The following is a 26,266-nucleotide window of genomic DNA, read 5'->3' on the forward strand; positions in this document are numbered from 1 at the left end:
GGCGGGATTGGTCGCAACCATTTTTCAAGCGGTTCAGCCATGTTGTTTAGCGACGCCCAAAGAGCCATTCCCGGCTTTCTCCTGATTACGACGCTGGTGGCGGTGTATATCGGATTGTCTCCGGCGCGGGCGGATGATTGGGTGATCAACCCGCTGACCGGCATTACGGCGCTCGCTTTTTGCCTGCTTGCTTTTGCGCGCATCGCTCTTGGCGTGCCGAACCGGGTTGCCAAACGCATCTGGGTCGGGCTGATCGGCGTCTTTTGCACGGTCGCCGCGGCGCAATTCATCGAACCTTATAGTCACGCGCTGCAACAGAGTTTCGGTATTGATGACGTCGCCGATTGCGTTCTGCTGATCGTCAGCCCGATCACCCTTTGGATGATTGCAAAATTTGATCCACCGCCAATTATGGCCCGCAACCTCTTTCTCTTCGGCTTCCTGATGCAGAGCGTCGCGACAATTCTCGACATATTGAACGCCTCGCTGGAACTGCACGGCCATCAGAACGTCGCAGCAATCGACGTCATAACGGATTTTGGTCAGTTCGCGGCCTTGCAGGTCTATCTGATCGGTGTCGCAGTTTTCCTGCTCTCGCTGCGCTATCACCGGTTGGCGCGTGCGGCAGGTGTCAAAAAGCTTGGTGAACTGTCCCGGTATTTGCTGGTCAGACTGAATTTGGCCAACCGTGCCGGTGGCTCATCGCAGCGTGAGCGTCGGCCAGGATACGGCGCTGGCCTGTGGTGGGCGCGGCTGATCAATTGGCTGCCGATCGCGGCGCGGCAAATCCGGGATCAGCAAGACAGGGCGATCCGCTGGCAGGTTACCGACATTTTTTGTCTGGGCTGGCGCCAGGGATTGGATGCCAGTGCTTATTACCGCTTCGGCTTATATCACCGGCTCAAATACAATCGAGCCGGCGGCTATCTGACAAATTCGGAAACGTCGAACGGTCTGTTCGGTGCTATCGACCATCTACTCGCAAAACAAGCTTGTGAGCAAGCGCCCGATTTCAGTGATAGACTGTCGTTAGCGACATTCTGCGAAGCGCAAGACCTGCCGCATCTGCCCACCTTGCTGGCCGCCGAAAACGGCCGCCTGGACTATACAAGCGTGATTTCGCCAGAGATGCTTGGTCGGGACCTTCTAGCGGTACCGCGATTTACGGGAAAGGATGATCGCTGGGGGCGCAGCACCCAGATCATGCCATTCTCGGGTCGGGGTCGGTTCAGCCAATTGGCGGCTGGGGCGTGGCTGATCCTGCAAAAGCCGGATTGCCCCTCCGATCTCAGTGCTATGGCCGGTGACGCTCTTGCCGTTGTCAGGGTTGTCACCTGCCGCACGAAGAACGGGGATATTGACGCAACGCATGGGCTGTTGCGGCTAGTCAGGCGGGGCAAATCCGGCCGTAAGCGAGGGGCGGAGAGTGATCAGATGCTGGCCGGGATTTCGGCTTTGGCCGCTCCCGTCGATATGATGGATGGCCAGATTGGAGAAGCGGTTGTCGATCAACCCCGGCGAGTTCTAGAGCGATATGTCCGTCACCCCGAGACGGATTCACCGATTGCCGGGCTTACCGTGCCAAGGTGGTCTGACATCAAAGCCCTTGCCTGTAAGGCCCATGATCGCTGCCCAGGCCGGTTCGTCATAGGCTGGGATATCGTTTATAGAGACGATGGCATTGCCATTCTCGGAGCGACCGCGTCGCCGGATGTGGAATTGCTGCAGAGTGCCTATGAGCAGCCGATCGGCGACAGTCTGCTTGCGCAACCCATTCTGGATTTTCTCCAGATCCTCAATGCGGTCCCCCAGCCGGGCCAGCATCAGCTCGACGCAAAGCTGACCAGAACGCATATCTAGTTTCGGCTTTTCCTTGCAGCTTTGGCGGTGCTCCTGATCATCCGCCGCCATTGAAACTGCGAACCAGGCTGCCGGCAACGAGATACCAGCCGTCGACCAGCACGAAGAAGATCAGCTTGAACGGCAGGGCGATCATGACCGGCGGCAGCATCATCATGCCCATCGACATCAGAATGGATGCAACTACCATGTCGATGATGAGAAAGGGCACAAAAAGCAGGAAGCCGATCTCGAAAGCGCGCCTCAGTTCTCCCACCATAAAAGCCGGGATCAAGACCTGCAGCGGCGTATCCTGGGGCGTTGCAACCTGATCGATATTGGCGAGGTCCATGAACAGACGCAGGTCCTTTTCCCGCACTTGGCTCAGCATGAAATCCTTGAATGGCACCTGGACGCGCGTGAAAGCTTCCTTCTCGTCGATCTGTTCGGCAACAAGAGGCGCAACCGCCGTGTCATAGGCCTTCTGGAACGTGGGGGTCATGACAAAGGCAGTCAAAAATAAAGCGAGACTCACTAGCACGGCATTGGGCGGAGAAGTCGCCGTGCCCAGAGCCGACCGCAGCAGCGACAAGACGATCACGATCCGTGTAAACGACGTGACCATCATCAGAATACCCGGGGCCAGGCTGAGCACCGTCATCAGAGCGATGATCTGGATGATGCGGCTGGTCATGCCGCCGACGGGTTGATTGCCGAGATTGACGGTAAAGCTCTGCGCAGCGGCCGGGTAAGCCATTGCGAGGCAGCCCAAAGCAAAGGCCGTCGCAAGGCAGGCAAAGGCCGCCAGTTTGACGACGGTCGGTTTCAACAGAGCCACACGAAATAAGCGCGGGTCCGGCCGATCGGCGCGCGGTGACGAAAGGGATTGCTTCAAGATTGGTCTTTCCGTGAGTGACTGTCGCGCGCGGTTGTCTCGTCTGATGGGTTCTCGCGCTGGCCATGCTCTCTTGCGCCGCGCAGCAAGTCGGCGAAGTTGGCGTCCGGCATATCCGTCGATCCACTCTGCGCCTGGGTTACGGCCTGACTGGCTCCATACGGGGTGATGTTCCGCTCGACGACGATATCTCCATGAGGACCGAGCAAGAGGAGATGCTCGATGCCGTCACGGCGAATGAGCATGAGGCGATGGCGAGGACCAAGCGTCAGGCTTTCGACCGCGGCCAGGCGCCGAGACCGGCCAAGTCTGGTGCCATAGCCGGAGCGCCGCAGAAGCCACGCCGCCAAGGCCAGCAAGCCAAGGACAAGAAGCAGGGCAAGAATGAAACGAAGATAGCTGTCGACTTCCATCGGAACCCGCTCGGTTTCACTCGCTATCCTGCGTTCCGCCCGGATTGCTCGGCTGCGGCACACCGAGGGATTGGGTGGGCGAGGGAGCTTGACCCTGTCCGTAAGCGAGCTGGGCGCGCAGGCGACGGTCCGCTGACTCCAGATTGAGTGCAAGATGCACGCGCTGGCGCCTCACGGCATTTTCCAGCAGATCCAGGTGGACCAGCATATCTTCCAGATCGGGGCGGAAAGCCTGCATTTCATTGCGATCAGCGCCGGCGATGGCATCGCAGAGAACCGCGACGCGCATCGTCAGCAAATCCAATTCAACCTGTTCGCCGCGATGCGCGAGGACGGTGGCGACATCGATCATCTCCGCCAGCTCGCCAATGGTCTGATGCAGATCGACAGGGCCGAGCTGCCCTTCTCCGTGCTGGATGACCGTCTCCGTCATGTCGCGTCTCCTGTTGTCTGCCCAGTTTGCAGCGGTCCTGACGCAATGTCACCGTCCGGCGCCTGACGATTGAGTCGATAAAGGTAAGACAGAATCTCGGCGACCGCCGACAATGCGTCGGTAGGGATCTCAGCATCGACATCGACCGTGGCGAGAATTTGCGCCAGATCGGCGTCTTCCCGGACCGGAACGCCTTTGGCAAAGGCGATAGCAACGATTTGCTCGGCGATTGAGCCGCGTCCGGTCGCTGTCACGCGCGGCGCCTGTCGCGCATTGGTCTTACCTTCGGAATCCTTGTAACTTAAGGCAACCGCTAGAGCGGGCTTGGTTCCCGCCGAATTGGCCGCGCCTGGCTGACGATCGGCACGTTGCGCCGGCCGCCGCGCACGCATCGGACCGCTCAATCCCGATCGGTTTTGCTGCAACTCGTCCTGGCCCGATTTCGCATTCTGCCGCTGATCCGCCGATCCGTGCGGCGCGCGGTTGGGGCCGATTTCATCCTTTGCCATCTTGCCCGATCTGTTGTCCGGTCTGCCGGAGTGAAGCCTGTCGCTGAAGGCTGCTAGAGAGAGTTGCTGTCCTGACCCAGTCGAATACCGTGCGATCGGTGCGCGACCTTGTTGCAGTCTTGCTGGTTTTGCTTAATGAAGCCTTAATCAGATCCGTTAACGTCCCGTAAATCAAGCAGTTAAGGATATTCCACGGGGAGACTTCGATGCCGACTCAGTTGATGGAATGGGGTTAAGGGATTATTAAGCAGGCCGACGGATGATGCAAAGGACGAATGCTGCGACCGGACAGCTGGGCCTGGTAACCAGCCGAGGTTGTGGCATGCCGGATGGAAAGGCCGATTCGATGGATTTCACGAAGATTCCGCTGTTTCAGCGCATGACCGACCGCCTGGGTTGGCTCAATGCCCGGCAGGATGTGTTGTCGCAAAACGTCGCCAATGCCGATACGCCCGGTTTTATCCCACGTGACCTGAAGCCCCAGAGTTTCGAGGAGCATGTGAAGCGGTTGGAGCCGGTCAATCCGGAACTGACCAGCCCGATGCACATGCAGGGCACCGTTCCCGTCAAAAAAGGTCCGGGCAGCGATAAGGAAAAAGACCCTTATGAAAGCGCGCCGGCCGGCAACTCGGTCGTGCTGGAAGAGCAGATGATGCATGTGACCGAGACGCAGACGAATTACCAGTTGATCACCAACCTCTATCGCAAACATGTCGATATGATGAAGCGTGCCATCGGGACCAGCTGATCGCTGATATTCCGGTGACGTCAGAAGGAGCGTGCGATGGATCTCAATGATTCCTTGATGATTGCGGCGGCGGGCATGCGTGTGCAGGGCGAACGCCTGCGCGTCATCTCCGAAAACCTGGCGAACGCTGATTCAGTATCGGAAACGCCGGGCGGCGATCCGTATCGGCGCAAGACCATCAGTTTCAAGAATGCGCTCAACAAGGAACTGGGTTTGGAAACCGTTCAGGTCTCCAAGATCGGCAAGGACCAGAGCGATTTCCGCAAGAAATACGATCCAGGCAATCCAGCAGCCGACAAAAGCGGCTATGTTACCTTGCCGAACGTCAACACATTGATCGAGCTGACCGATATGCGGGAAGCTGAGCGGTCTTACGAAGCAAATTTGAAGACGATCGAAGCATCGCGCACCATGTTGCAGCGGACGATCGATATCCTGCGCTGATACTGGATGCAAAAGCCGAGGTAAGGTCACCGCGCGCTTTGAGGGAGAGATGAGATGACTGTTCCCATTAACAATGCCTTGGCTGCCTATAATGCTGCTGCTCAGCAGGCCGGTGGTCAGGCGCTGGCACCGAGTGAAGAGCGCGTCGGCCCCAGCTTCGGTGACTTGTTGCAGCAATTTGGCAATCAAGCCATCGCCACCGGCAAGGAAGATGAAAAGCAAAGCATGGCAGCCAGTGTCGGAAAAGCAAATATGACCGATGTGGTGACGGCGGTTTCATCGGCCGAATTGACCGTACAGACTGTGACGGCGGTGCGCGACAAGGTCGTCGCGGCCTATCAAGAAGTGTTGCGGATGCAGATCTGATCGTCACGATCGGTTCTGTCACTAGGCGAGAGGGTTGGACGATGGATGAAGCGGCTGTTCTGGAAGTCGCCCGTGATGCCGTCGTCGTGATGTTGAAGATCAGCGCGCCGGTCATGCTGATTTCACTGATTGTCGGTCTGATTATCTCGTTATTCCAGGCGCTGACCCAGATCCAGGAAATGACCCTGACCTTCGTGCCGAAGATGCTGGTCGTTTTCATATCGCTGCTCATTCTTGCCCCCTTCATGCTGCATACCCTGATCGATTTCACCGAACAGCTGATGAGCCGGTTGGGCAGTTGAGCCCGATGGTCACCTGGATGACGACGCGGCGCGGGCTGTCCCGATGACATTGGAAGAGTTCCTCAACGGCAGCATCTTTCAGTATTTCATGGTCTTCGCCCGGGTCGGTGGCGCGATCATGTTGCTGCCCGGCTATGGCGAAGGCTATATCGCGCCTCGTATCCGGCTTGTCTTGGCGGCGACGATCAGCCTGGTGGTGTTGCCGATGGTGGTGGATCGCATCCCCGGCATGCCGGCAAGATTGGACGGATTTTTTCTGTTGCTCGTCGGCGAACTCGGTATCGGGGCTTTCTTCGGCTCGGTCGCCCGCATGCTGCTGATGGCAACCGAGACCGCAGGTATGATCCTCGCTCTGCAGATCGGCGTCGCCAATGCCATGATTCAAAGCCCGATCTCCGCCGAGCAGGGCGCCGTGCCGGGCAACTTCCTGCTAATGGTCTGTCTTTGCCTGATTTTCGTGACCGACCTGGATCAGCTAGCGCTGAAATCGTTGATCAGCACCTACGTGGTTTTGCCTCCGGGCCAGTTTCCACCGATGGGCGATTTGGCATATTTCGTTGCCCGCATGGCGGCGGATAGCGTGCTGATCGGCCTGCAGATGGTGGCGCCGTTTCTGGTTTACGGCATGGTCTTTTCCGTGGGTCTTGGCATGCTGGCGCGATTGATGCCGACTCTGCAGGTCTTCTTCGTTGCAACGCCGTTGCAGCTTCTGGGCGGGCTTGGCTTATTTGCCGTAAGCCTGACGACCGCCGCGCTCTGGTTCCTCAATTCCTATGAGGAACGCATCTCCAACTTTCTCACCACGATCAGGTAGGAGAGCAGGGGATGGCCGAGGGCGACGATTCAGATAAAACGGAAGACCCTACTAGTAAGCGACTTGACGATGCGCGCAAGCAGGGTCAAGTCGCCAACTCCCGAGAGGTCAATAATCTGTTCATGATGGGGGCGCTGACCCTGTCGGTAGCGATGTTCGGCACCAGCGTTGCCGGTGACATCAAGTCCATGATCATGCCCTTCATCGAAGCGCCTGACCAAATTCCGACGGATCTCGATCACTTGCAGGTCCTGGCCTGGCGATTCCTCGGGCAACTCCTCATGGCAGGTATCGTTCCCCTGGTGATGGCTGTGTTCGCTGCGGTCGGTTCCGGCTATCTGCAGTTCGGCCTGCTCTGGTCGGCGGAAGGGCTGATGCCGAGCCTGGACAAGATTTCACCACTTGCTGGCTTCAAACGTATTTTCTCCCTACGCTCACTGAACGAATTCCTGAAGGGATTGCTGAAGATTGCCATCGTCGGCTCGGTGGCCACCAGTCTGTTGCTGCCGGCCATGAGCCGGGTCCATGGCTTGATCGGCCTCGAACCCGCGCAATTGATGATGACCCTCAAGTCGGAGGTCATGCATCTGCTCTTCGGCGTGCTCTGCGTCATCATCGTGATCACCATTTTCGACGTCTTCTATCAGCGATTCCAGCATATGCGCGGCCTCAGGATGTCGCGCCAGGAGCTGAAGGAAGAATTCAAGGACACGGAAGGCGATCCGCTGGTCAAGGGCAAGCTGCGGCAATTACGCATGGAACGTGCAAAGCGGCGCATGATGGCGGAGGTGCCTAAGTCCGACGTCGTCGTCACCAACCCGACCCATTATGCCGTCGCCTTGAAATATGACCAAAGCACAATGGGCGCGCCGCGGGTGACAGCCAAGGGCACGGACAAAGCCGCGTTGCGTATTCGCGAATTGGCGCGGGAGAACGATGTGCCGGTGATCGAAAATCCACCTTTGGCGCGCGGTCTCTATGCATCGGTGGAAATCGACCAGGAGATCACGCCGGAATTCTATAAGGCAGTGGCGGAAGTCATTAGCTATATCATGAAGCTGAAGCGCAATCGGCGTTAGCGCAGTTACGCTGGCTTCCCTGCTCACGATTTCCAGATATCGGCGACGATTTCGTAGGACCGCAATCGATCTTCATGGCGATAGAAGTCAGAGTTGATCATGACTTCATCGGCCTGCGTGGTTTCCAGCAGTGCTTCCAGTTTCTCTTTCACCGCCGTCGGGCCGCCGACAATAGCAGCACCGAGAAAACGATCGACGCCGATTTGTTCGCGGGGAGTCCAAAGCGCATTCATGTCCTCGACAGGCGGCATCAGTGGAATCGGATTGCCGCGGATCAGGTTGAGGAATTTCTGCTGCGCGGTCGTTGCCTGACGGGCAGCTTCGGCGTCGGTATCCGCCGCGACCACCGGTATGCCGACCATTGCGTAAGGTTTCTCCAGCACTTCAGATGGACGGAAATGAGCGCGATAGATCGCCAAGGCTTCCAGCATGCCCGCAGGGGCGAATTGGCCGGCGAATGCATAGGGCAGCCCGAGCAAACCGGCGAGACGGGCGCTGAAGTCGCTGGAGCCCAGCAGCCAGATCGGGACCTGGGACCCGGCGCCCGGCACGGCCTGGATTGTTTGCCCCGGCTCAATGGGACCGAGCAGGTAACGCAATTCCTGCACCAAATCGGGAAAAGCATCGCCGGCCCGTGGGTCGACCCGCAGCGCCCGCATGGTGCGCTGGTCCGCACCGGGCGCGCGGCCGAGACCGAGATCGATACGTCCAGGATAAAGCGCTTCTAGTGTGCCGAAAGCTTCCGCAATGACGAGGGGCGCATGGTTGGGAAGCATGACGCCGCCGGAGCCCACCCGAATGGTCGATGTGCCGCCGGCAATATGGCCGATCAGCACCGACGTGGCGGAACTGGCGACACCGGCAATATTATGATGTTCAGCCAGCCAGAAACGCGTATAGCCGAGACGCTCGACGTGGCGTGCAAGATCGAGACTGCGCTTGAATGCATCGGCGGCACTTCCGCCGTGGATTAGGGGCGCGAGGTCGAGGACGGATAAAGGCGTTTCGGCTAATCGGCTCATGATCTTTCATCGCGGTGGTAAATGCAGCAAGGCGATAGATAGGCAGGATGACGCCCTGCTACCAGTGGTCGGCGCAGTGGTCAGGTTTTATCCCGCGATGAAGTGAGGGTCTTTCGGTCGGTCTGCATCTCGGCCAGGAGCCAATCGCGCACCAGGGCAGCGGGTTCGCGCAACGGCCGGCTCGCGGTGGCGACGATGTAATAGCTGCGGCCGGTCCGCAACGTATTGCGGCTGGCGGGTGCAAGATTGTGCGAAAGCAGATCATTGGCGATCACATGCCACCAGCCAAGCGCGATGCCTCGCCCGCTGATCGCTGCCTGAATGACCAAGGTGTAATCCGAAAAGGTGAGGCTGCGGCTGCCGCTGACGGGCGGATAGGCGAATTCCGAGAGATAAAGCGACCAGGGAATCCGCAAGCTGCCGGAAAGATGCACCAAGGTGTGTCCGGTGAGATCGCCGCAATCGTCCAGGCTGCCATGGCTGTCGAGATAAGCTTGGCTACAGACTGGGATGACCTCTTCTTCCATCAGTGGCCAACGCAGGTGACTGCCGTCATCGGGTGTATCGTACCTGACACCGAAATCGACATCGAGGACCGGGCCAACCGGCTCCGAACGCACCAGCTGGAATCGCAGATCGATGGCAGGGAACTCCTCCTGGAAGCGCGCTAGGCGCGGCATGAACCAATGCATGGCAAAGGCGGAAGAGACCGACAGCGTGACAGTGCTCTTGCCGCTTTTGCGCGACAGCAGATCCTCCAAGGTGATCTCGACCCGCTGCAGGCTGCTGGCGACTGAATTGTACAGCAGCCGCCCGTCATCGGTCAGCGCCAGGCCGGTTGGGTGGCGCTGAAACAAGGGCAGGCCGATATGGCTTTCGAATCTGCTGATCATCCGGCTGACGGCGGATTGCGTAACGCTCAACTCAGCCGCGGCTCGCGTGAAGCTGAGATGGCGAGCAGCCGATTCGAAGACCAGCAGGGCATTGGCACTCGGGAGCAGGCGGCGAAGTTGGGTCATGACTTTGATGAATGCGGTAGCTGATAATTTTGGCTTTTGACCGTAGGTTTGCCATTCAAGAATATCATGCCGAACTTGGCAAGGGCCGCGCACAGGCGGCGGGGAGCGCGAATGGAGACCAAGGAGCTGCGGAAATCGCAGTTGCCAAAATCGCTGTGGGCCGCGACGGCGATACCGGCCGCGCCCGAGATCCAGCCGCTGGCAACGGATATTCGGACCGAGATTGCGGTGATCGGCAGCGGGTTTGTCGGGCTAAATGCGGCCTTGCGGCTGCTGGAACGTGGCCATCAGGTCGTTGTGCTCGATGCGGCGCAACCGGGCTGGGGGGCATCTGGACGCAATGGCGGGCAAATCATTGCCGGCTTGAAGCATGATCCGGACAAGCTGGAGTCTCTTTTCGGCCCCGATCTCGGCGGCCGCATGATTGCCGCTTTCGGTGCGGCGGCCGATCAGGTCTTCGAACGTGTCGAGACCTATGGGATCGACTGCCATGCGGAGCGATCCGGATGGATCTATGCGGCTCATGGCACGAAGCCACTGCATAATTTGGTCGAGCCACGCCATCGCCAGTGGCAGGCACATGGTGCCGGTGGAACCTTGCTGACGGCCGCGCAGATCAGCGAGCTGGTCGGCTGCGCTCCAGATACCTATGCCGGCGGCTGGCTCGACCGGCGCGGCGGGGTCCTACAGCCGCTCAGCTATTGCCGAGGCCTCGCGCAGGCTGTGCTAGCCAAGGGCGGCGCCATCTATTGTCAGACATCGGCAACGCGGCTGGTCGAAACGACCGATGGCTGGACAGTGTCGGCAGGCAGATTTCAGATCAGAGCGGATAAGGTCGTGCTCGCCACCAATGCCCATACCGACCAGCTCTGGCCGGGGCTTTCCCGCACTATTGTGCCAGTCACCAGTTTCCAGATCGCGACCAAGCCTCTGAAGGCGAATTTGAGCAAGACGATCCTGCCGGGAAACCAGGGCGTCACCGATACAAGGCGCCTGCTGGTCTATTATCGCCGAGACCACACCGGCCGCTTCGTCATCGGCGGCCGGTCTCCGGTGGATGATGATCCGCAATTCAGCGATGCCGGCAGCATCCAGCGATTGGCCAACCGCCTGTTTCCACAGCTGGATATGAGCGAGCTCAATTTCGTCTGGAGTGGCCGTGTCGCCATCACCAAGGATCGCTTCCCCCATCTCCACATTCTGGCGCCGAAGCTCTATACGGCGATCGGCTGCAACGGTCGGGGGGTCGCGGTCGGCACTGTGATGGGGCAAGTGCTTGGCGATCTCGCCGCCGGCGCCGAGCCGGCATCCGTTCCGTTTCCCGTTACGGCGCCTGCGCCTTTCCATTTGCATGGTTTGCGGCAGGCAGGGATCTTCGCCCTGAGCCGGTTCTATCTGCTATTGGACCGGCTCGATGCAGCCTAGGAAAGCGGTCAGCCTTTGAACAAGTTGTTCATTTTTGCATGCGGCACGGCATGTTCAGCAAAGGAGAAAGTGCCGGCCGTACGCATCTCCTCGGCGGCATGAAACAAGGCTCCATAGGCCGTGCGTGCGAGTGAACCGCCAACGCTGATCCGCTTCACGCCGAAGCCGGACAATTCCTCATGGCTGAAAGCCGCGCCGACCAAACCCATGACCACATTGACGGGTTTCGGGGCGACGGCCTTAACGACCGCCTTGATGTCCTCCGCGGTCTTGAGCCCGGGCGCGTAGAGCACATCGGCACCGGCTTCGGCGAAAGCGTGCAACCGGCGGATCGTATCGGCGAGATCGGGGCGACCATGCAGATAATTTTCCGCACGCGCTGTCAACGTGAAGGAAAATGACAGGGAGCGTGCCGCTACCACTGCTGCTTTCACGCGGTCCAAGGCGATGTCGAGAGGATAAATTGGCTCTTCGGGCCGGCCTGTCGCATCCTCAATCGACCCGCCGACCAGGCCGACGCCGGCCGCAAGGCGAATGGTTTCGGCACAGACGTCAGGTGCGTCGCCGAAGCAGTTCTCCAGATCGGCGCTGACCGGCAGATCGCTCGCGGCGACGATAGCTCGGGCATTTTCCAGCGATTGCTCGCGCGTCATCGATCCATCGGGCTGCCCCAGCGTGAAGGCAGCGCCGGCGCTGGTGGTCGCGAGGGCGAGATATCCGAAATGCGCTAGGACTCGGGCGCTACCCGCATCCCAGGCATTGGGTATGATGAATGCACTGGACTGTTCATGCAGCGTCTTGAAAGCAGCGGCCTTGCTGGCTTGTGCGGTCATCGTCCGTTCCTCTGTTATTCTGCGGAATGGGGCGGTATCGGTCAGGGCGGTCTAGCCAAAGAGGGGCAGTTAACATAACGTGCTCGACATTTCAGGCGCTTGCAGTCTCACGATCGCAGGTAGTGTAGCAGAATGAAAATAATCTGGGAGCAATAGATGACGACAATTACTGTGCCGGCGTCTCAGGGGCGCGCCGTGCGGGTTGCCAAAGGGCAGAAGCTACGTATCACCACCCCGAAGGGAGCTCAGGCGGCCGACTTTTTCGCTTTCAATGCTGAGAATGTCGGTGAATGGCTATCCTGTCCACATACTTGGGTCACGAGTTTCTGCATTAAGCCGCGAGAGGGCGATGTCTTCCTGTCACGTTTCCGGCGGCCGATGCTGCGTTTCGTCAAGGACGGCGCAAATGGCGTTCACGACATGATGATCGCCGCCTGCGACCAGTTCCGTTACGAATTCTTCGGCCATCATCATCCACATGCAAGCTGCTCGGACAATCTGCAGAGCGCCATGCGCCGAGAAGGATATGAGGTTTCCGTCATTCCGCAGCCGGTCAATTTCTTCACCAATACTCAAATCGACGCGCAGTCACGACTGGTTTCTCCGCCCAATCCGGTGGCGCCCGGCGCCTTTGTCGAGATGGAGGCATTGATGGATGTGATCTGCGTCATCTCCTCATGCCCTTTCGATTTGCCAGTTGAAGGCTGGCCGATCAACTCCGCCCAAGGTGTCACCGAACTGCTTCTGGACGTGCAATAGTCTCCTGAGCGACAGTGGCGCCGCGAAAACCTGCGAAAGGGTGGCGATCGGCGGGATTTAGCGCAGGGTTCGTGCCTGTTGAGTTGGGGTTGAGCCTTAGTTGCGTTAAACTCCGCCGCCGGTTGCGACTCGGCAGTTGGGGGCAGAGCACAGGGATGGGCAGTCAAGCTGTAAAAACGGCTGATCTGGGAGCGGCGAGACTCCCTAAAATGGCGTTTCGGCTGGCTGATGGCGCAGCCAGGTATTGTGCACGGTCATTCTCTGCCCTTTCTGCAGTTGTTAGGCCAGGCTTGGTCATCCCACTGCTGTCCTTGGTTTGCAAAGAGGCCTCGGCGCAAGAGCCGACAACGACCATCCCGCCCGCGACACCATTGACCGTTCCGTTGCAAACCGCGCCCATCCCGGCAGGCCTTTTCGGTTTCAGTTATCTCCAGATTGCTCTGGCTGTAGCAGCGCTAATCGTTCTCGCACTTCTGGTCAGTATCTGGCGCACAAGACGTCAGATGGCGCTGTTGCGCGATAGTCTTGATGTGACAAAACGAGCGCGCCAATTGGTCGATTCCAGCGGCCGGGTTCGGTTTACCAACGCTGCCTATAGCAGGATTTTTCCAACAATCGACGTGCCGCTGATCAGCACGCTGAGCAGCCTGATCGCTGCTGGTTCCGACGCCGCTCGTAAGCTCCAGCAACTGACGCTCAGCCTGGAACAGACCGGGCAGGGAAGGGCCGATATCGATGTCATCATGCAGTTCGGCGACCGCGAAATTCTCGACGTCTCGGCCTGTCAGCTTCATGGCTTCAGCGGCTTCGTTCTCTGGAGCCTCGATATCGTCACCGAGCGGCGGCAAATTGAGGAATATATCCGCTCGGACCACGAAAAATTTGCCGATCTGGTCGAGCATGCACCGATCGGCTTCTACTCCGTCGATGAAAACGGCGCATTCCAGTTCGTCAATGAGACCCTGGAAAACTGGCTCGACTTGCCAAGCGACGAGAACGGCGTTTTCACCGTGAAACTGCACGATCTCGTCGTCGGCGCGTTGCCGCCGGGCACGCCATCCTACAGCCCTTTTGCCGATCCGGCCGCACGTTCCGGCGAGGTGATGCTGCGTCGCCCCAACGGGCAAGTGATGCAGGCCTATATCCGTCATGCCGTTGCAGCCGTTCAAGCGGGCGGCAAGCGAACGGCAATCCGTACCCGTTCGGTCGTGCATGACCTGTCACGGGAACAGGAACTGGAACGGGCCCTGCAGGTTTCGGAACAATACTTCCAGCGCTTCTTTGAAGAGGCACCGACCGGTATTGCGCTGATCGATACGGCTGGGCGGATCGAGCAGGCAAATCGCGCCTTCCAACAATTGGCCGATGCCGGCAATTGGCGCGACGCGCCGATGATCGAGCTGGTTCATCCTGACGATCGCGGCGCGGTGACAGAGCACTTCAGCGCGGTGCTCGATAACAGCCGTCCGCTGACGCCGCTGACGGTGCGTCTCGCGGGGCAGGCGCAGCACAGCGTCACCATTTTCGCCTCTCGACGAGACGACAAGGAAGGCAAGTCGCTGGGCATCATCGCGCATTTCATCGATGCAACGGAACAGAAACGCCTTGAAGTGCAGTTTGCACAGTCGCAGAAGATGCAGGCTGTCGGCCTGCTGGCCGGCGGTATCGCCCATGACTTCAACAATCTGCTCACGGCGATGATCGGCTTCTGTGACCTGCTTCTGCTGCGCCACCGCGCTGGCGATCAATCCTTCGCTGATATCATGCAAATCAAGCAGAATGCCAATCGCGCCGCCAATCTAGTCCGACAGCTCCTGGCATTCTCCCGGCAGCAGACATTGCAGCCGCGGGTTCTCTCCATCACCGATGTCCTGGCGGAGCTCTCGCATCTGTTGCGCCGGCTGATCGGCGAGAACATCGAACTCAATATGGTGCATGGCCGTGACCTGCGGCCGGTTCGCGTCGATCAAGGGCAGCTCGAACAGGTCATCATCAACCTGGCCGTCAATGCGCGCGACGCAATGCCCAATGGCGGCAATCTCACCATCCGCACGGAGAACATCACCACAGCAGAACCGCTGCAACGCGGCGCCGAAGTGATGCCGGTCGGTAATTATGTGCTGATCGAAATGAAAGACAGCGGCACCGGCATTCCGGCCGAAATCATCGACCGCATCTTCGAACCCTTCTTCTCCACGAAGGCTGTTGGATCAGGCACCGGTCTCGGCCTCTCGACCGTCTATGGCATCGTCCGGCAAACCGGCGGTTTCGTTTTTGTCGATAGTTGGCCGGGCGCGGGGGCCGCTTTCCGGATCTATTTGCCGCAGCATATGGCTGCGGCCGGAGGTGATGCCAAGATAGATGCGAGCGAGGAAGCGCCGCGCGATCTCACCGGCATCGGCACCATTCTGCTGGTCGAGGACGAGGATGCGGTTCGCCTGTTCAGCGCCCGGGCCCTGCGCAATAAGGGATATCAGGTGCTGGAGGCCCGGAGCGGCGAGGCGGCCCTGGAAATCCTTAATGAGCATCTTGAGGAGGTGAATCTCATCATCAGCGATGTGGTGATGCCGCGCATGGATGGGCCGGAGCTGATCAAAGAGGTGCGGGCACGCCGGTCGAATATGCCGGTGATCTTCATTTCGGGCTATGCCGAAGACGCTTTCCGCCGACGAGTCGATGCCGGCGAGGAGGCTCATTTCCTCCTGAAGCCCTTTACCTTGAAGCAGCTCGCCGCCAAGGTGAAGGAAGTTCTCGACCAAGGATAGTGGTTCGTCCTGTACCGCCTTGTTTCACAAGGGAAATATGCCATATGTTCCGGTTTTGATCTTTTCGCTTTACGGTGAGAACAAAGTGTGTACTATGGGCGCCATCGATCAGCTTTGAAGGCCTGCCGGCCGATACCAGCGGGCAATCGTTGTCAGGGCCGAAACGCTGTGGTCTAAGTGGAGGGCGCTATGTCGCAGAATGTGGTTCGTATCGCCGACAGGGATGGAATGGACAAGAATAAGGCTTTAGACGCAGCTCTGGCGCAGATTGAACGCGCCTTCGGTAAAGGCTCGATCATGCGCTTGGGCCAGCGCGAGAATGCCGTCGAGACGGAAGCGGTTTCCACCGGTTCGCTGGGCCTCGACATCGCCCTGGGGATCGGCGGCCTGCCGCGCGGCCGTATCATCGAAGTATATGGTCCGGAAAGCTCCGGTAAGACGACCCTTGCCTTGCAGGTGGTTGCTGAAGCGCAGAAAGTTGGCGGGGCTTGCGCCTTCGTCGATGCCGAACACGCGCTCGATCCGGCCTATGCCGCCAAGCTCGGCGTCAATGTCGATGATCTGCTGATCTCGCAGCCCGATGCCGGCGAACAGGCGCTGGAAATTGCCGATACCCTGGTCCGGTCTGGCGCCATCGACGTGCTCGTGATCGATTCCGTGGCGGCCCTGGTGCCGCGCGCGGAATTGGAAGGCGAGATGGGTGATTCCCATGTGGGCCTGCAGGCGCGGTTGATGAGCCAGGCTTTGCGCAAGCTGACCGGCTCGATTTCGCGTTCGCGCTGCATGGTGATCTTCATCAACCAGATCCGCATGAAGATCGGCGTGATGTTCGGTAATCCGGAAACCACGACCGGCGGTAATGCATTGAAATTCTATGCCTCGGTTCGCCTCGATATCCGCCGTATCGGCGCCATCAAGGACAAGGAAACTGTGGTCGGCAACCAGACCCGGGTCAAGGTGGTGAAAAACAAGGTGGCGCCGCCGTTCCGCGTGGTCGAATTCGACATCATGTATGGCGAAGGCATTTCGAAGACCGGTGAGTTGATCGATCTTGGTGTTGCCGCCAATGTGGTCGAGAAATCGGGTGCCTGGTTCTCCTATAGCGGCCAGCGTATCGGCCAAGGCCGTGAGAATGCCAAGGCGTTCCTCCGCGACAATCCGCAGATAGCCGCCGAAATCGAGGCGAAGATCCGGCAGAATGCCGGCTTGGTCGCCGGCGCCATGCTGGATAAGGCTGGCAACAGCGGCAGCGAGGACGAGGAATAACGAGTTTCGCCGCTCAAGCGGCTGAATGAGGCGGTTCGCCGAGGGGCGACCACCTCGCCATATCAGTTCTCTCCGGGGGCGTGGATACGGGTAACCGTGCCACGCCCCAAGCTTATCTGCATCCTTGAGCGGTTCCGCGGCTCCGGTTGTGAGTGAGCGCCCTTTGCCGGTCCGGTCGCCGGTTACAGCCTTCGAACAGTACTATCGGAGAGAGGGGGGCGCGCGAAATTTGCCCGGTTTCCCTCAATCTCCTTGTCGCGACGCGGAAAAACAGAAATAGTCACTTTTTGCGCCGCAAGACAGGCGACCCTCTGCATATAGGTCTGGATAGCCAGGGATATATGTCAGGGCCTGGACCCGGCTTGCTCGCAACCCGATATCTACACAGGAATATGGCTCTCCGGGCCGATTGAACCATCACCTCAGACCGACGATTGCTGGATCGACCGATAATGCAGACCGCGAATGATATCCGCCGCACATTCCTGGATTACTTCCGGAAGGAGGGGCACGAAATTGTGCCGTCCAGTCCGCTGGTGCCTCGAAATGACCCGACATTGATGTTCACCAATGCCGGCATGGTCCAGTTCAAGAACGTCTTTACCGGGGCCGAGAAGCGGGATTACGTGCGGGCCGCGACAGCACAGAAATGCGTCCGCGCCGGCGGCAAGCATAACGACCTGGAAAATGTGGGCTATACGGCGCGGCATCATACCTTCTTTGAAATGCTGGGGAATTTTTCCTTCGGCGATTATTTCAAAGAGCGGGCGATCGATCTGGCCTGGCGCCTGATCACCAAGGAATTCGGCCTTTCCAAGGACAAGCTGCTGGTCACGGTCTATCACCAGGACGACGAAGCCTTCGGCCTCTGGCAGAAGATTGCCGGCCTGTCGGACGACCGCATCATCCGCATTCCGACCTCGGATAATTTCTGGGCGATGGGCGATACCGGCCCCTGCGGTCCGTGTTCGGAAATTTTCTATGACCACGGGTCCTCGATTCCCGGCGGCCCGCCGGGCAGTCCGGATGAAGACGGCGACCGGTTCATCGAGATCTGGAACCTGGTCTTCATGCAGTTCGAACAATTGACCAAGGATGAGCGGGTCAACCTGCCGCGCCCCTCGATCGATACTGGCATGGGGCTGGAACGCTTGGCCGCAGTGCTGCAGGGCAAGCACGACAATTACGATATCGATTTGATGCGGGCCTTGATCGAGGCTTCGGCGGCGGCATCGGGCACCGATCCGGACGGTCCTTTAAAGGTATCACATCGGGTCATCGCCGATCATTTGCGCTCCTGCAGCTTCCTGGTGGCGGACGGCGTCCTGCCGGCCAATGAAGGCCGCGGCTATGTGCTGCGCAGGATCATGCGCCGGGCGATGCGCCATGCCCACAAGCTCGGTTGCCAGGAGCCGCTGATGTGGCGTCTGGTGCCGGCACTGATCGCCCAGATGGGGCAGGCCTATCCGGAACTGATCCGCGCCGAAGCGGTGATCACCGAAACCTTCAAGCTCGAAGAAAGCCGCTTCAAACAAATGCTGGATCGCGGCCTCCGCCTGCTCGACGACGAGACGTCGAAGCTGGGCCAGGGACAGAAGCTGTCGGGCGATGGTGCCTTCAAGCTGTATGACACGTTCGGCTTCCCGCTCGATCTGACGGAAGACATTCTGCGCGGTCAGGACCGCAGCGTCGACAAGGCAGGCTTCGATGCGGCCATGGAACGCCAGCGCGAAACCGCCCGCAAAGCCTGGTCGGGTTCGGGCGAAGCGGCAACCGAGGCGGTCTGGTTCAATCTGCGCGAAAAGCTCGGCGCCAGCGATTTCCTCGGCTATGCCACGGAACGCGCTGAAGGGCAGATCATCGGCATGTTGAAGAACGGCCAGGAAATCGAAAAGGCTTCGGCCGGTGATGAGATTGCGCTGATTGCCAACCAGACACCGTTCTACGGTGAATCCGGTGGCCAGATGGGTGATACCGGCACGATCGTCACGGCGGGGGGCGGTGAAATTGCCGTCGGCGATACGCTGAAAAAGCTCGGCGACATGCTGGTGCATTTCGGCAAGGTCACCAGAGGGACGGTATCGCGCGGGGAAGCGGCCGAGTTCAAAGTCGATGGCAAGCGGCGAGCGGCGTTGCGGGCGCATCATTCGGCGACCCATCTGCTGCATGAAGCCTTGCGCCGGCGTCTCGGCGCGCATGTGACGCAGAAGGGCTCGCTGGTCGCGCCCGATCGGCTGCGTTTCGACTTCAGCCATCCACGCGCGCTGAGCAGCGAAGACATCGCCGCCGTGGAACAGGAGGTCAATGATCGTATCCGCAAGAACGCGCCGGTCGAGACCCATCTGATGACGCCGGATGCGGCGATCGAAGCCGGTGCCTTGGCGTTGTTTGGCGAAAAATACGGCGAGGAAGTGCGGGTCGTCTCCATGGGCGGCCGACATGAGGATGAAGCAAAGAACTTCTCGACCGAACTTTGTGGCGGCACGCATGTCCGCCGGACCGGCGATATCGGCCTCTTCAAGATCGTCAGCGAAGGCGCCGTGGCTTCGGGCGTGCGGCGTATCGAGGCGATGACGGGTGCGGCGGCCGAAGCCTATGTGGCCGAACAGCAGCGGCAGCTCAATGAAGCGGCGGCGGCGTTGAAGACACTTCCTGGTGATCTTGCCAGCCGTATCGTTTCGCTGGTCGAGGAAAAGAAAAAGCTGGAACGCGACCTGACCGAAGCGCGCAAGGCGGCTGCCATTGCCGGTGCCGGTGGGGGGAACGCATCGACCGGGACCAAGGATGTCAATGGTGTCGCCTTTGCCGCCCGTGTCCTGAAGGACGTGCCAGCAAAAGAGCTGAAAGGTATGGCTGACGAGTTGAAGAAGCAGATCGGCTCCGGCGTGGTCGTGCTGATCTCCGATGATGCTGGGAAAGCGTCGATCGTGGTCGGCGTCACGTCGGATTTGACCGGCAAGGTGAGCGCCGTGGATCTGGTCAAGACGGGTAGCGCGGCTTTGGGCGGACAAGGCGGTGGTGGCCGTCCCGACATGGCCCAGGCCGGCGGCCCGGATGCCAGCAAAGCCGAGGACGCCTTGTCAGCTATCGAAAAGGCGATCGGCGGGACCGCCCAGGCTGCCTGATTTCAGGTCGTCGCGCATAACGGTTGAAGATGATTTCATCCCCTCTTCGGCGCCTGCCATGTCAGGCTGATCGGAGAGGGGATTTCCTTGTCGAGCAGCGGCACTAGCCGTAGGGATAGTCACGCAGATGATCGCTCACCAGATGTGGTTGCCTTTCGCTGTCGTGATCTTCATATCCGGTCTTTACGTATTGCTGTTCCGCCGCCTGTTTCCATATCCCGTCAGCGGCCGTCTCGCTCTATTGGCTTTCGCTGCCAATATCGCCTTCGTCCTTGCCGGCGTGGCGCTCTTTGCCACGACCGGGCTCGGGACCAATCTGACATCGGCCTTGCAGCGGGACCTGCAAGCGGCACACGATCTCCAGGCGTCTCTCTCGCTGGCTTTCATCTATGCGGCCTTGCCCGAAGAGGCTCTGAAAATTGGTATCGTTGCGCTCTTGCTTAAATGCGGTACGTCACGCCTCCGGCATCCGTCAGACGGGTTCCAGCTTCTTTTATCGGCGGCGCTGGGCTTTGCCCTGATCGAAAGCTGCATTTATGTCTATGTCCTCGGCGATCAAGCGGAGTTAAGCCGCAGCCTTCTCGCTTTCGCTTTACTGCGGGGCGCGCTGGGAGCCTTGCTGCATAGTTTATTGGCAATGGTCGCGGGTTATTTCCTGCTGTCTCTCTGGCCAGCCAGGGGGAACCGATGGCTGTGGCTGGCGGCAGCCTATATCGCCGCTGTCATTCTGCACGCCGCCTTCGATGGCAGTCTGCTGAACCTGATTTTCCAGGGCGACGGTGCGACCGATGGTGATGTGACGAGTGGGCTGGAAACAATCGACCCACGCAGTATCGCTGTGCCGGCAGTGGTGTGGATGATCAGCACGGTCGTGCTGGTGATCTTCGGCTTATGGGGCCTTCGGACCGCCTTGCAGCGAACGACCGAAGGGACCATCGCATCGCGCCGTTGGCAATATGCGGGCTTGGCGATGATCATTCTTGCCGCGCTGTTATTCATCGTGCCGGCGAAGCTCACCGCCAGCGAGACTTTCGAGACTGCTTTGGCGCCAGCCTTCGGCGCTATTCTGTTTGTCATCGGCCTGATCATGGCGATGAAGCGGGAGCGGGCAGGGCGATACCCCTCCTAATCAACCGGCCTCGTCATTGACAGTGTGTGCCGCAGTTCCTTAAACTCCCCATCACTGTGCCGCGGGGTGCCTCTTCGACAGAAGTGGGCTGAGATCATACCCGAGGAACCTGATCTGGATCATGCCAGCGAAGGGATTGTTGCACAGGCGGCTTGTGACTTGCCTTTCTTCCGGCCCGTCTTCCGTCTGTCTCCATCCCAAGCTGCGGGATAGGAACGAAAGATGACGGCTGACACTACGGCCAATCTGCCGCAAAACCTGCAAGCGATCAGAGATCGCGCACCGCTTATTCATAACATCACCAATCTGGTCGTTACCAATGTGACGGCCAATGCCTTGCTCGCCTTGGGCGCATCGCCCGCCATGGTCGAAAACACCGATGAGGTGGCCGAGCTGGCGCGGGTTGCGAATGCACTGGTGATCAATTTGGGCACCATCTCCAGCAGCCGGGCCGCCGCCATGCGCATTGGCGCGCGCGCGGCGGTTCAGGCCGGCAAGCCCTGGGTGATGGATCCCGTTGCTGTGGGAGCGCTCGGCTATCGCAGCCGGCTCGCTGCCGAGTTGCTCGCCGAACGACCAACTGTCATTCGCGGCAATGCATCCGAGATCACAGCCCTCGCCGCGATGCAAGGTGGCGGCGTTACAGCCGGTGGCAAAGGTGTCGACAGCACGCTTTCCTCCGCCGCTGCGTTGGAGGAGGCCAAGGGATTGGCCAGCCGGACCGGCGCGATCGTCGTGGTCAGTGGGGCGATGGATTATGTGACCGACGGCAAACGTGTGACCGGCATCGCCAATGGTCATCCGATCATGACACGCGTGACCGGCATGGGTTGTACCGCGACGGCGCTGATCGCACCATTTCTCGCCGTTACACCCGATGCCTTCGCGGCCGCGGTGCAGGCGACCATCGTGATGGGTGTCGCCGGCGATACGGCCATGGAAATGGCAGGCGGGCCCGGTTCGTTCCAAGTCGCTTTCCTCGATGTGCTTTATGCGCTGGAGGGGGAGGAGATCCTTGCCAAAGCGAGGCTGACATGACGCGGCCATCATGCGGTATCGGACACCCAGCTTTCGATCCCTCCCTCTATCTGGTGACCGATCCCGTGCTCTGTGCCGCAGGTGGACTTGCCGAAACCGTGGCAGCAGCGATCGCCGGCGGTGTCACCATGATTCAATATCGCGCGAAGGACCGCGATCTGCGATCCGCCTTGGCTGAAGCCGCCACGCTAGCGGAACTGGCGAAGCAGGCCGGCGTGCCGCTGATCGTCAATGATCGGCTGGATATTGCTTTGGCGGTCGATGCCGACGGGCTTCATGTCGGCCAGTTCGATATGCCGCCGGAAATCGCCAGGGGTCTTTTAGGCGCGGACAAGATCCTTGGCATTTCCGTCAGCAGGCCCGCCGAAATCGAAACGATCGATCCGGCCATGGTCGATTATGTCGGCCTGGGACCTGTCTTCGCGACAGCAACCAAGGGCGACGCGGCTGCCCCGCTTGGCCTCCAGCAATTCGCAAAGTTGCGGCAGCGGATCTTATTGCCGGTGGTGGCGATTGGCGGCATCGGCCACGAACGGGCGAGTGCCGTGATCCAAGCCGGCGCAGATGGCATCGCCGTGGTCTCGGCGATCTGCGGTACCGCCGATCCAGCAGCCGCAGCGCGTCAGCTCAAGAAATCGATATTGGATGCGCGCCCATGATGCCGGAACATATGGTTCCCAACATTCTCAGTATCGCCGGCAGCGACCCCAGTGGTGGCGCCGGCATTCAGGCCGATCTCAAAACCTTTTCCGCGCTGCGGACATACGGCGCTGCGGCAATCACCGCACTGACCGCGCAGAACACGCGTGGCGTCGGGGCGGTTCTGGTCGTCGAACCGGCTTTCGTTGCCCGCCAAATCGATATGATCTTCGAGGACGTGAGGATCGATGCGGTAAAGATCGGCATGCTCGCCAATGCCCAGATCATTTCCAAAGTGGCTGCATGCTTGCGCCATTGCCAGCCGCGCTGGATCGTTCTCGATCCGGTCATGATCGCCAAGAGCGGTCATCGCCTGTTGGATGAGGCAGCGCTCTCCGCCTTGCGCCGAGAGCTGTTGCCGATGGCATCGATCATCACGCCGAATTTGCCTGAAGCTGCCGCCTTGCTCGATCGAGCCGTGGCAAAGGACTGGGACGACATGGAGGAAACGGCGGTGGGATTACAGGCGCTTGGTGCGTCCCGCGTGCTGTTGAAAGGCGGGCACCTGCCAGGCGAGGCGAGCCCAGATCTAGTGCTCACCGATGGCGTCATAACAAAGCTCGATGCCGGCCGGATCGCGACCGAGAATACGCATGGCACCGGCTGCACTCTCTCGTCTGCCATCGCAGCCTTGTTGCCGCAGCATCGCGACGTCATCACAGCCATCCGTGAGGCCAAGGCCTATATCACGGGTGCCATCGCCGCCAGCGGCCAACTCGCCGTCGGTAGCGGACATGGTCCGGTGCATCATTTCCATCAACTTTGGCATCAGTCGAGACCGTAAATATGACGACCTTTCTGGAAGAAGCGCGGCAGGAGACGGCAAAGCTGCGCCAGGCTATTCATGATTTACCGTTCAATCTGGAGCTGACCGCGGGCACCTTACGCCAGGACCGCTTCCAGCATTATCTGATTCAAGATGCGCTCTACCTCACAGAATATGCGCGCGCTCTCGCCGCTTTGGCGGCGAAGGCGCCATCGGCTGGCACAATTGCGCAATTCGGCGAAGCGGCTGCCGGTGCGGTGTTCTTCGAACAGGCAATGCAACAAACCTTCCTTACGACATTCGGAATCACGGCCGCCGAGGTCGCAGCTTCCTCGGCATCGCCCACAAACCTGGCCTATACCGGCTTCATGCTGGCGGAGGGGATGAAGGGGACCTATGAGACTTTGTTGGCAGCCGTTCTGCCCTGTTTCAGCATCTATGCCGAGGTCGGTGCGGCAATCGCCGCCAAAGCGAGCGACAATAATCCGTTCCAGCTTTGGATCGATACCTATGCCGCCCCGGAATTCCAGCAAAGCGTGCAGCGTGCGGAAGAGGCAGCGAACCGAATCGCGCAGGACACCAATCCAGCCTTGTATCGGAAGATGCTGAATCTGTTTCGGTGTTCGGTGGAATTCGAATGGATGTTTTGGGATGCAGCCTATCGTCTCGAAACCTGGCCGACGGCGATTTATCGCTGACATATCCCTTGAGGCGTTGCGGTTGCCGGTGAGCAAAAAACAGGCGCGGCCTTGCGGCGCGCGCCTGTCGGATCGAGTGTGAGAGCCGGGCTTACTTCACGTCTGCCGCGACCTGCATCTTGATGATCTTGTCGGGATTGGTCACGGCGCCGTTGTCATTCGGATCGCCTCGCTTGATTTGATCGACGAATTCCATGCCCTGAATCACTTGGCCGAAAGCCGTATACTGGCCATCGAGGAAGGGGGCAGGGGCAAAGCAGATGAAGAACTGGCTATCTGCGCTGTCCGGATCCTGGGCCCGCGCCATGGAGATCGTGCCACGGACATGCTTCAAGGCATTAAACTCAGCCGGGATGTTCTGGCCGGAACCGCCGGTGCCGTTGCCTTCCGGATCGCCGCCCTGGGCCATGAAGCCTTCGATGACGCGATGAAAGGTGAGGCCGTTATAAAAGCCCTTGCGCACCAGTTCCTTGAAACGGGCCACAGTTTTCGGTGCCATATCCGGCCGCAATTGGATCACCACGCGGCCGCCCTTCAAATCCATGTAAACTGTATTTTCCGGATCGGTCGCCGCCACGGCCGGCAGGCTGCCGGCGATAAGCGTGCTGGTTGTAGCCATGGTGAGAACGGAAAACTGACGACGGCTTATTTCCATGATGCCATCGCCTTCTTCAGGTTCTCATCGAGCTTGTCGAGAAACTGATTGGTCGTCATCCAAGTCTGCGACGGGCTGATCAACAAGGCCAGATCCTTGGTCATGAAGCCGGCTTCGACCGTATCGACACAGATCTTTTCCAGCGTTTCGGCGAAGCGCTGAACCTCAGGTGTATTGTCGAACTTGCCGCGATACCAGAGGCCGCGGGTCCAAGCGTAGATCGAGGCGATCGGATTGGTCGAGGTCTCCTTGCCCTTCTGATATTCGCGGTAATGCCGGGTCACCGTGCCATGGGCCGCTTCGGCTTCCACCACATCGCCATCGGGTGAGAGAAGCACGGACGTCATCAGGCCGAGGGAGCCGAAGCCCTGGGCCACCGTGTCGGACTGCACGTCACCGTCATAGTTCTTGCAGGCCCAGACAAAACCACCGGACCATTTCAGCGCGCTGGCCACCATGTCATCGATCAGGCGATGTTCATAGACGATGCCCTTAGCCTTGAACTGATCTGCGAATTCCTTGTCGAAGACTTCCTGGAAGATGTCCTTGAAGCGGCCGTCATAGGCCTTGAGGATGGTGTTCTTGGTCGAGAGATAGACCGGCCAGCCCAGCGTCAAACCGTAGTTGAAGCTCGACCGGGCGAAGCCGCGGATCGACTCATCCAGGTTGTACATCGCCAAAGCGACACCGCTGCCGGGGAATTTGAAGACTTCTTTCTCGATCGCCGCACCGCCATCTTCAGGCTCGAAGCGGATCGTGAGCTTGCCCTTGCCCGGCACGATGAAATCGGTCGCGCGATACTGATCGCCGAAAGCGTGACGGCCGATCACGATCGGCTGCGTCCAGCCAGGCACCAGGCGCGGCACGTTCTTGCAGATGATCGGCTGACGGAAAACAGTGCCATCCAGGATGTTGCGGATCGTGCCGTTGGGCGACTTCCACATCTGCTTCAGGTTGAATTCCTTTACCCGTCCTTCGTCAGGCGTGATGGTCGCGCATTTGACACCGACCTTATGCTGCTTGATGGCATTGGCGGCATCGATCGTTACCTGATCGGCCGTCTGATCGCGGTGTTCGACGCCGAGGTCGAAATATTTCAAATCGACGTCAAGATAGGGCAGGATCAGCTTGTTCTTGATAAAACTCCAGATGATCCGTGTCATCTCGTCGCCATCAAGCTCGACGATCGGATTCTTGACCTTGATCTTGCTCATACGGCAAGCGC

General features: G+C 59.4%; 26 protein-coding genes and 1 riboswitch. Of the genes, 17 read left to right on the forward strand and 9 right to left on the reverse strand.

From position 1 onward, the window contains the following. Positions 1 to 39: 39 nt before the first annotated feature. On the forward strand, positions 40 to 1,860 hold the full coding sequence (locus SMD27_RS07425) for a sugar-transfer associated ATP-grasp domain-containing protein (protein ID WP_320507735.1): 1,821 nt from the start codon (positions 40 to 42) through the stop codon (positions 1,858 to 1,860). A gap of 37 nt (positions 1,861 to 1,897) precedes the next feature. Here SMD27_RS07425 and fliP read toward each other — a convergent pair whose 3' ends face one another. From fliP to SMD27_RS07445, 4 genes are all read right to left on the reverse strand, one after another. Continuing rightward, positions 1,898 to 2,596 carry a flagellar type III secretion system pore protein FliP gene (gene fliP / locus SMD27_RS07430; protein ID WP_320508641.1) on the reverse strand — a complete coding sequence of 233 codons (699 nt, stop codon included), beginning with the start codon at positions 2,594 to 2,596 and terminating at the stop codon, positions 1,898 to 1,900. Positions 2,597 to 2,730: 134 nt separating this feature from the next. Continuing rightward, on the reverse strand, positions 2,731 to 3,147 hold the full coding sequence (locus tag SMD27_RS07435) for a flagellar biosynthetic protein FliO (protein ID WP_320507736.1): 417 nt from the start codon (positions 3,145 to 3,147) through the stop codon (positions 2,731 to 2,733). A gap of 16 nt (positions 3,148 to 3,163) precedes the next feature. After that, positions 3,164 to 3,580: a hypothetical protein gene (locus SMD27_RS07440; RefSeq protein WP_320507737.1), complete on the reverse strand. Its 417-nt coding sequence runs from the start codon at positions 3,578 to 3,580 to the stop codon at positions 3,164 to 3,166. After that, positions 3,577 to 4,089, reverse strand: a complete 513-nt coding sequence (locus tag SMD27_RS07445; RefSeq protein WP_320507738.1) for an EscU/YscU/HrcU family type III secretion system export apparatus switch protein — start codon at positions 4,087 to 4,089, stop codon at positions 3,577 to 3,579. The genes SMD27_RS07440 and SMD27_RS07445 overlap by 4 nt, the downstream gene beginning before the upstream one ends. Before the next feature lie 346 nt (positions 4,090 to 4,435). On the opposite strand from SMD27_RS07445, the gene SMD27_RS07450 reads away from it, so the two are divergent. The 6 genes from SMD27_RS07450 to flhB are packed head-to-tail and all read left to right on the forward strand — an operon-like array spanning position 4,436 to position 7,842. Continuing rightward, positions 4,436 to 4,837 (forward strand): flagellar basal body protein, encoded by a 402-nt coding sequence (locus SMD27_RS07450; RefSeq protein ID WP_320507739.1) that lies wholly within the window; start codon positions 4,436 to 4,438, stop codon positions 4,835 to 4,837. 36 nt (positions 4,838 to 4,873) lie between these two features. Beyond that, a complete protein-coding gene (gene flgC, locus SMD27_RS07455; RefSeq protein WP_320507740.1) occupies positions 4,874 to 5,281 on the forward strand; it encodes a flagellar basal body rod protein FlgC in 408 nt (135 codons plus the stop codon). A 54-nt stretch (positions 5,282 to 5,335) separates the two neighbouring features. Further along, on the forward strand, positions 5,336 to 5,647 hold the full coding sequence (locus SMD27_RS07460; RefSeq protein WP_320507741.1) for a flagellar hook-basal body complex protein FliE: 312 nt from the start codon (positions 5,336 to 5,338) through the stop codon (positions 5,645 to 5,647). Positions 5,648 to 5,688: 41 nt separating this feature from the next. Further along, positions 5,689 to 5,949, forward strand: coding sequence for a flagellar biosynthesis protein FliQ (fliQ, locus tag SMD27_RS07465; protein WP_320507742.1), 261 nt, complete (start codon positions 5,689 to 5,691; stop codon positions 5,947 to 5,949). Positions 5,950 to 5,992: 43 nt separating this feature from the next. Further along, positions 5,993 to 6,763 (forward strand): flagellar biosynthetic protein FliR, encoded by a 771-nt coding sequence (locus tag SMD27_RS07470; protein ID WP_320507743.1) that lies wholly within the window; start codon positions 5,993 to 5,995, stop codon positions 6,761 to 6,763. Positions 6,764 to 6,774: 11 nt separating this feature from the next. Beyond that, entirely contained in the window at positions 6,775 to 7,842 is a 1,068-nt protein-coding gene (gene flhB, locus SMD27_RS07475; RefSeq protein WP_320507744.1) for a flagellar biosynthesis protein FlhB, read from the forward strand. 23 nt (positions 7,843 to 7,865) lie between these two features. On the opposite strand, the gene SMD27_RS07480 is transcribed toward flhB, so the two are convergent. Together SMD27_RS07480 and SMD27_RS07485 are read right to left on the reverse strand one after the other, a co-directional pair. Continuing rightward, entirely contained in the window at positions 7,866 to 8,864 is a 999-nt protein-coding gene (locus tag SMD27_RS07480) for an LLM class flavin-dependent oxidoreductase (RefSeq protein ID WP_320507745.1), read from the reverse strand. A gap of 80 nt (positions 8,865 to 8,944) precedes the next feature. Continuing rightward, positions 8,945 to 9,883: a LysR substrate-binding domain-containing protein gene (locus SMD27_RS07485; protein ID WP_320507746.1), complete on the reverse strand. Its 939-nt coding sequence runs from the start codon at positions 9,881 to 9,883 to the stop codon at positions 8,945 to 8,947. A gap of 111 nt (positions 9,884 to 9,994) precedes the next feature. On the opposite strand from SMD27_RS07485, the gene SMD27_RS07490 reads away from it, so the two are divergent. After that, positions 9,995 to 11,308: an NAD(P)/FAD-dependent oxidoreductase gene (locus SMD27_RS07490; protein ID WP_320507747.1), complete on the forward strand. Its 1,314-nt coding sequence runs from the start codon at positions 9,995 to 9,997 to the stop codon at positions 11,306 to 11,308. A gap of 8 nt (positions 11,309 to 11,316) precedes the next feature. Here the strand turns inward: SMD27_RS07490 and SMD27_RS07495 are convergent, their stop codons facing one another. Beyond that, the gene (locus SMD27_RS07495; RefSeq protein ID WP_320507748.1) at positions 11,317 to 12,141 is read right to left on the reverse strand and encodes an isocitrate lyase/PEP mutase family protein; all 825 of its coding nucleotides are present in this window, start codon (positions 12,139 to 12,141) and stop codon (positions 11,317 to 11,319) included. Positions 12,142 to 12,297: 156 nt separating this feature from the next. Here SMD27_RS07495 and SMD27_RS07500 point away from each other — a divergent pair, with 156 nt between their 5' ends. The 9 genes from SMD27_RS07500 (at position 12,298) to tenA (ending at position 24,386) form a co-directional block, all read left to right on the forward strand. Continuing rightward, positions 12,298 to 12,900 (forward strand): urea carboxylase-associated family protein, encoded by a 603-nt coding sequence (locus SMD27_RS07500; RefSeq protein ID WP_320507749.1) that lies wholly within the window; start codon positions 12,298 to 12,300, stop codon positions 12,898 to 12,900. 503 nt (positions 12,901 to 13,403) lie between these two features. Further along, positions 13,404 to 15,665 (forward strand): hybrid sensor histidine kinase/response regulator, encoded by a 2,262-nt coding sequence (locus SMD27_RS07505; RefSeq protein ID WP_320507750.1) that lies wholly within the window; start codon positions 13,404 to 13,406, stop codon positions 15,663 to 15,665. A 189-nt stretch (positions 15,666 to 15,854) separates the two neighbouring features. Then, complete coding sequence (recA, locus tag SMD27_RS07510; RefSeq protein WP_320507751.1) at positions 15,855 to 16,931, forward strand: recombinase RecA; 1,077 nt, start codon at positions 15,855 to 15,857, stop codon at positions 16,929 to 16,931. Between the two features lie 452 nt (positions 16,932 to 17,383). After that, the gene (gene alaS / locus SMD27_RS07515; protein WP_320507752.1) at positions 17,384 to 20,056 is read left to right on the forward strand and encodes an alanine--tRNA ligase; all 2,673 of its coding nucleotides are present in this window, start codon (positions 17,384 to 17,386) and stop codon (positions 20,054 to 20,056) included. A 127-nt stretch (positions 20,057 to 20,183) separates the two neighbouring features. After that, positions 20,184 to 21,185 carry a PrsW family glutamic-type intramembrane protease gene (locus tag SMD27_RS07520; protein WP_320507753.1) on the forward strand — a complete coding sequence of 334 codons (1,002 nt, stop codon included), beginning with the start codon at positions 20,184 to 20,186 and terminating at the stop codon, positions 21,183 to 21,185. A gap of 52 nt (positions 21,186 to 21,237) precedes the next feature. Beyond that, a riboswitch (TPP riboswitch) is annotated at positions 21,238 to 21,339 on the forward strand. Between the two features lie 68 nt (positions 21,340 to 21,407). Beyond that, positions 21,408 to 22,223 carry a hydroxyethylthiazole kinase gene (gene thiM / locus SMD27_RS07525; RefSeq protein ID WP_320507754.1) on the forward strand — a complete coding sequence of 272 codons (816 nt, stop codon included), beginning with the start codon at positions 21,408 to 21,410 and terminating at the stop codon, positions 22,221 to 22,223. Then, on the forward strand, positions 22,220 to 22,882 hold the full coding sequence (thiE, locus tag SMD27_RS07530) for a thiamine phosphate synthase (protein ID WP_320507755.1): 663 nt from the start codon (positions 22,220 to 22,222) through the stop codon (positions 22,880 to 22,882). Before thiM ends, thiE begins: the two co-directional genes overlap by 4 nt. Continuing rightward, positions 22,879 to 23,706, forward strand: coding sequence for a bifunctional hydroxymethylpyrimidine kinase/phosphomethylpyrimidine kinase (gene thiD / locus SMD27_RS07535; protein ID WP_320507756.1), 828 nt, complete (start codon positions 22,879 to 22,881; stop codon positions 23,704 to 23,706). The genes thiE and thiD overlap by 4 nt, the downstream gene beginning before the upstream one ends. A gap of 2 nt (positions 23,707 to 23,708) precedes the next feature. After that, entirely contained in the window at positions 23,709 to 24,386 is a 678-nt protein-coding gene (gene tenA / locus SMD27_RS07540; RefSeq protein WP_320507757.1) for a thiaminase II, read from the forward strand. 91 nt (positions 24,387 to 24,477) lie between these two features. Here tenA and SMD27_RS07545 read toward each other — a convergent pair whose 3' ends face one another. Together SMD27_RS07545 and SMD27_RS07550 are read right to left on the reverse strand one after the other, a co-directional pair. Then, a complete protein-coding gene (locus SMD27_RS07545) occupies positions 24,478 to 25,005 on the reverse strand; it encodes a peptidylprolyl isomerase (RefSeq protein WP_320508642.1) in 528 nt (175 codons plus the stop codon). A gap of 26 nt (positions 25,006 to 25,031) precedes the next feature. Further along, positions 25,032 to 26,255: an NADP-dependent isocitrate dehydrogenase gene (locus SMD27_RS07550; RefSeq protein WP_320507758.1), complete on the reverse strand. Its 1,224-nt coding sequence runs from the start codon at positions 26,253 to 26,255 to the stop codon at positions 25,032 to 25,034. Between the last annotated feature and the right edge of the window lie 11 nt (positions 26,256 to 26,266).

The organism is Dongia soli (assembly GCF_034044715.1).
GTDB classification, from domain to species: domain Bacteria; phylum Pseudomonadota; class Alphaproteobacteria; order Dongiales; family Dongiaceae; genus Dongia_B; species Dongia_B soli.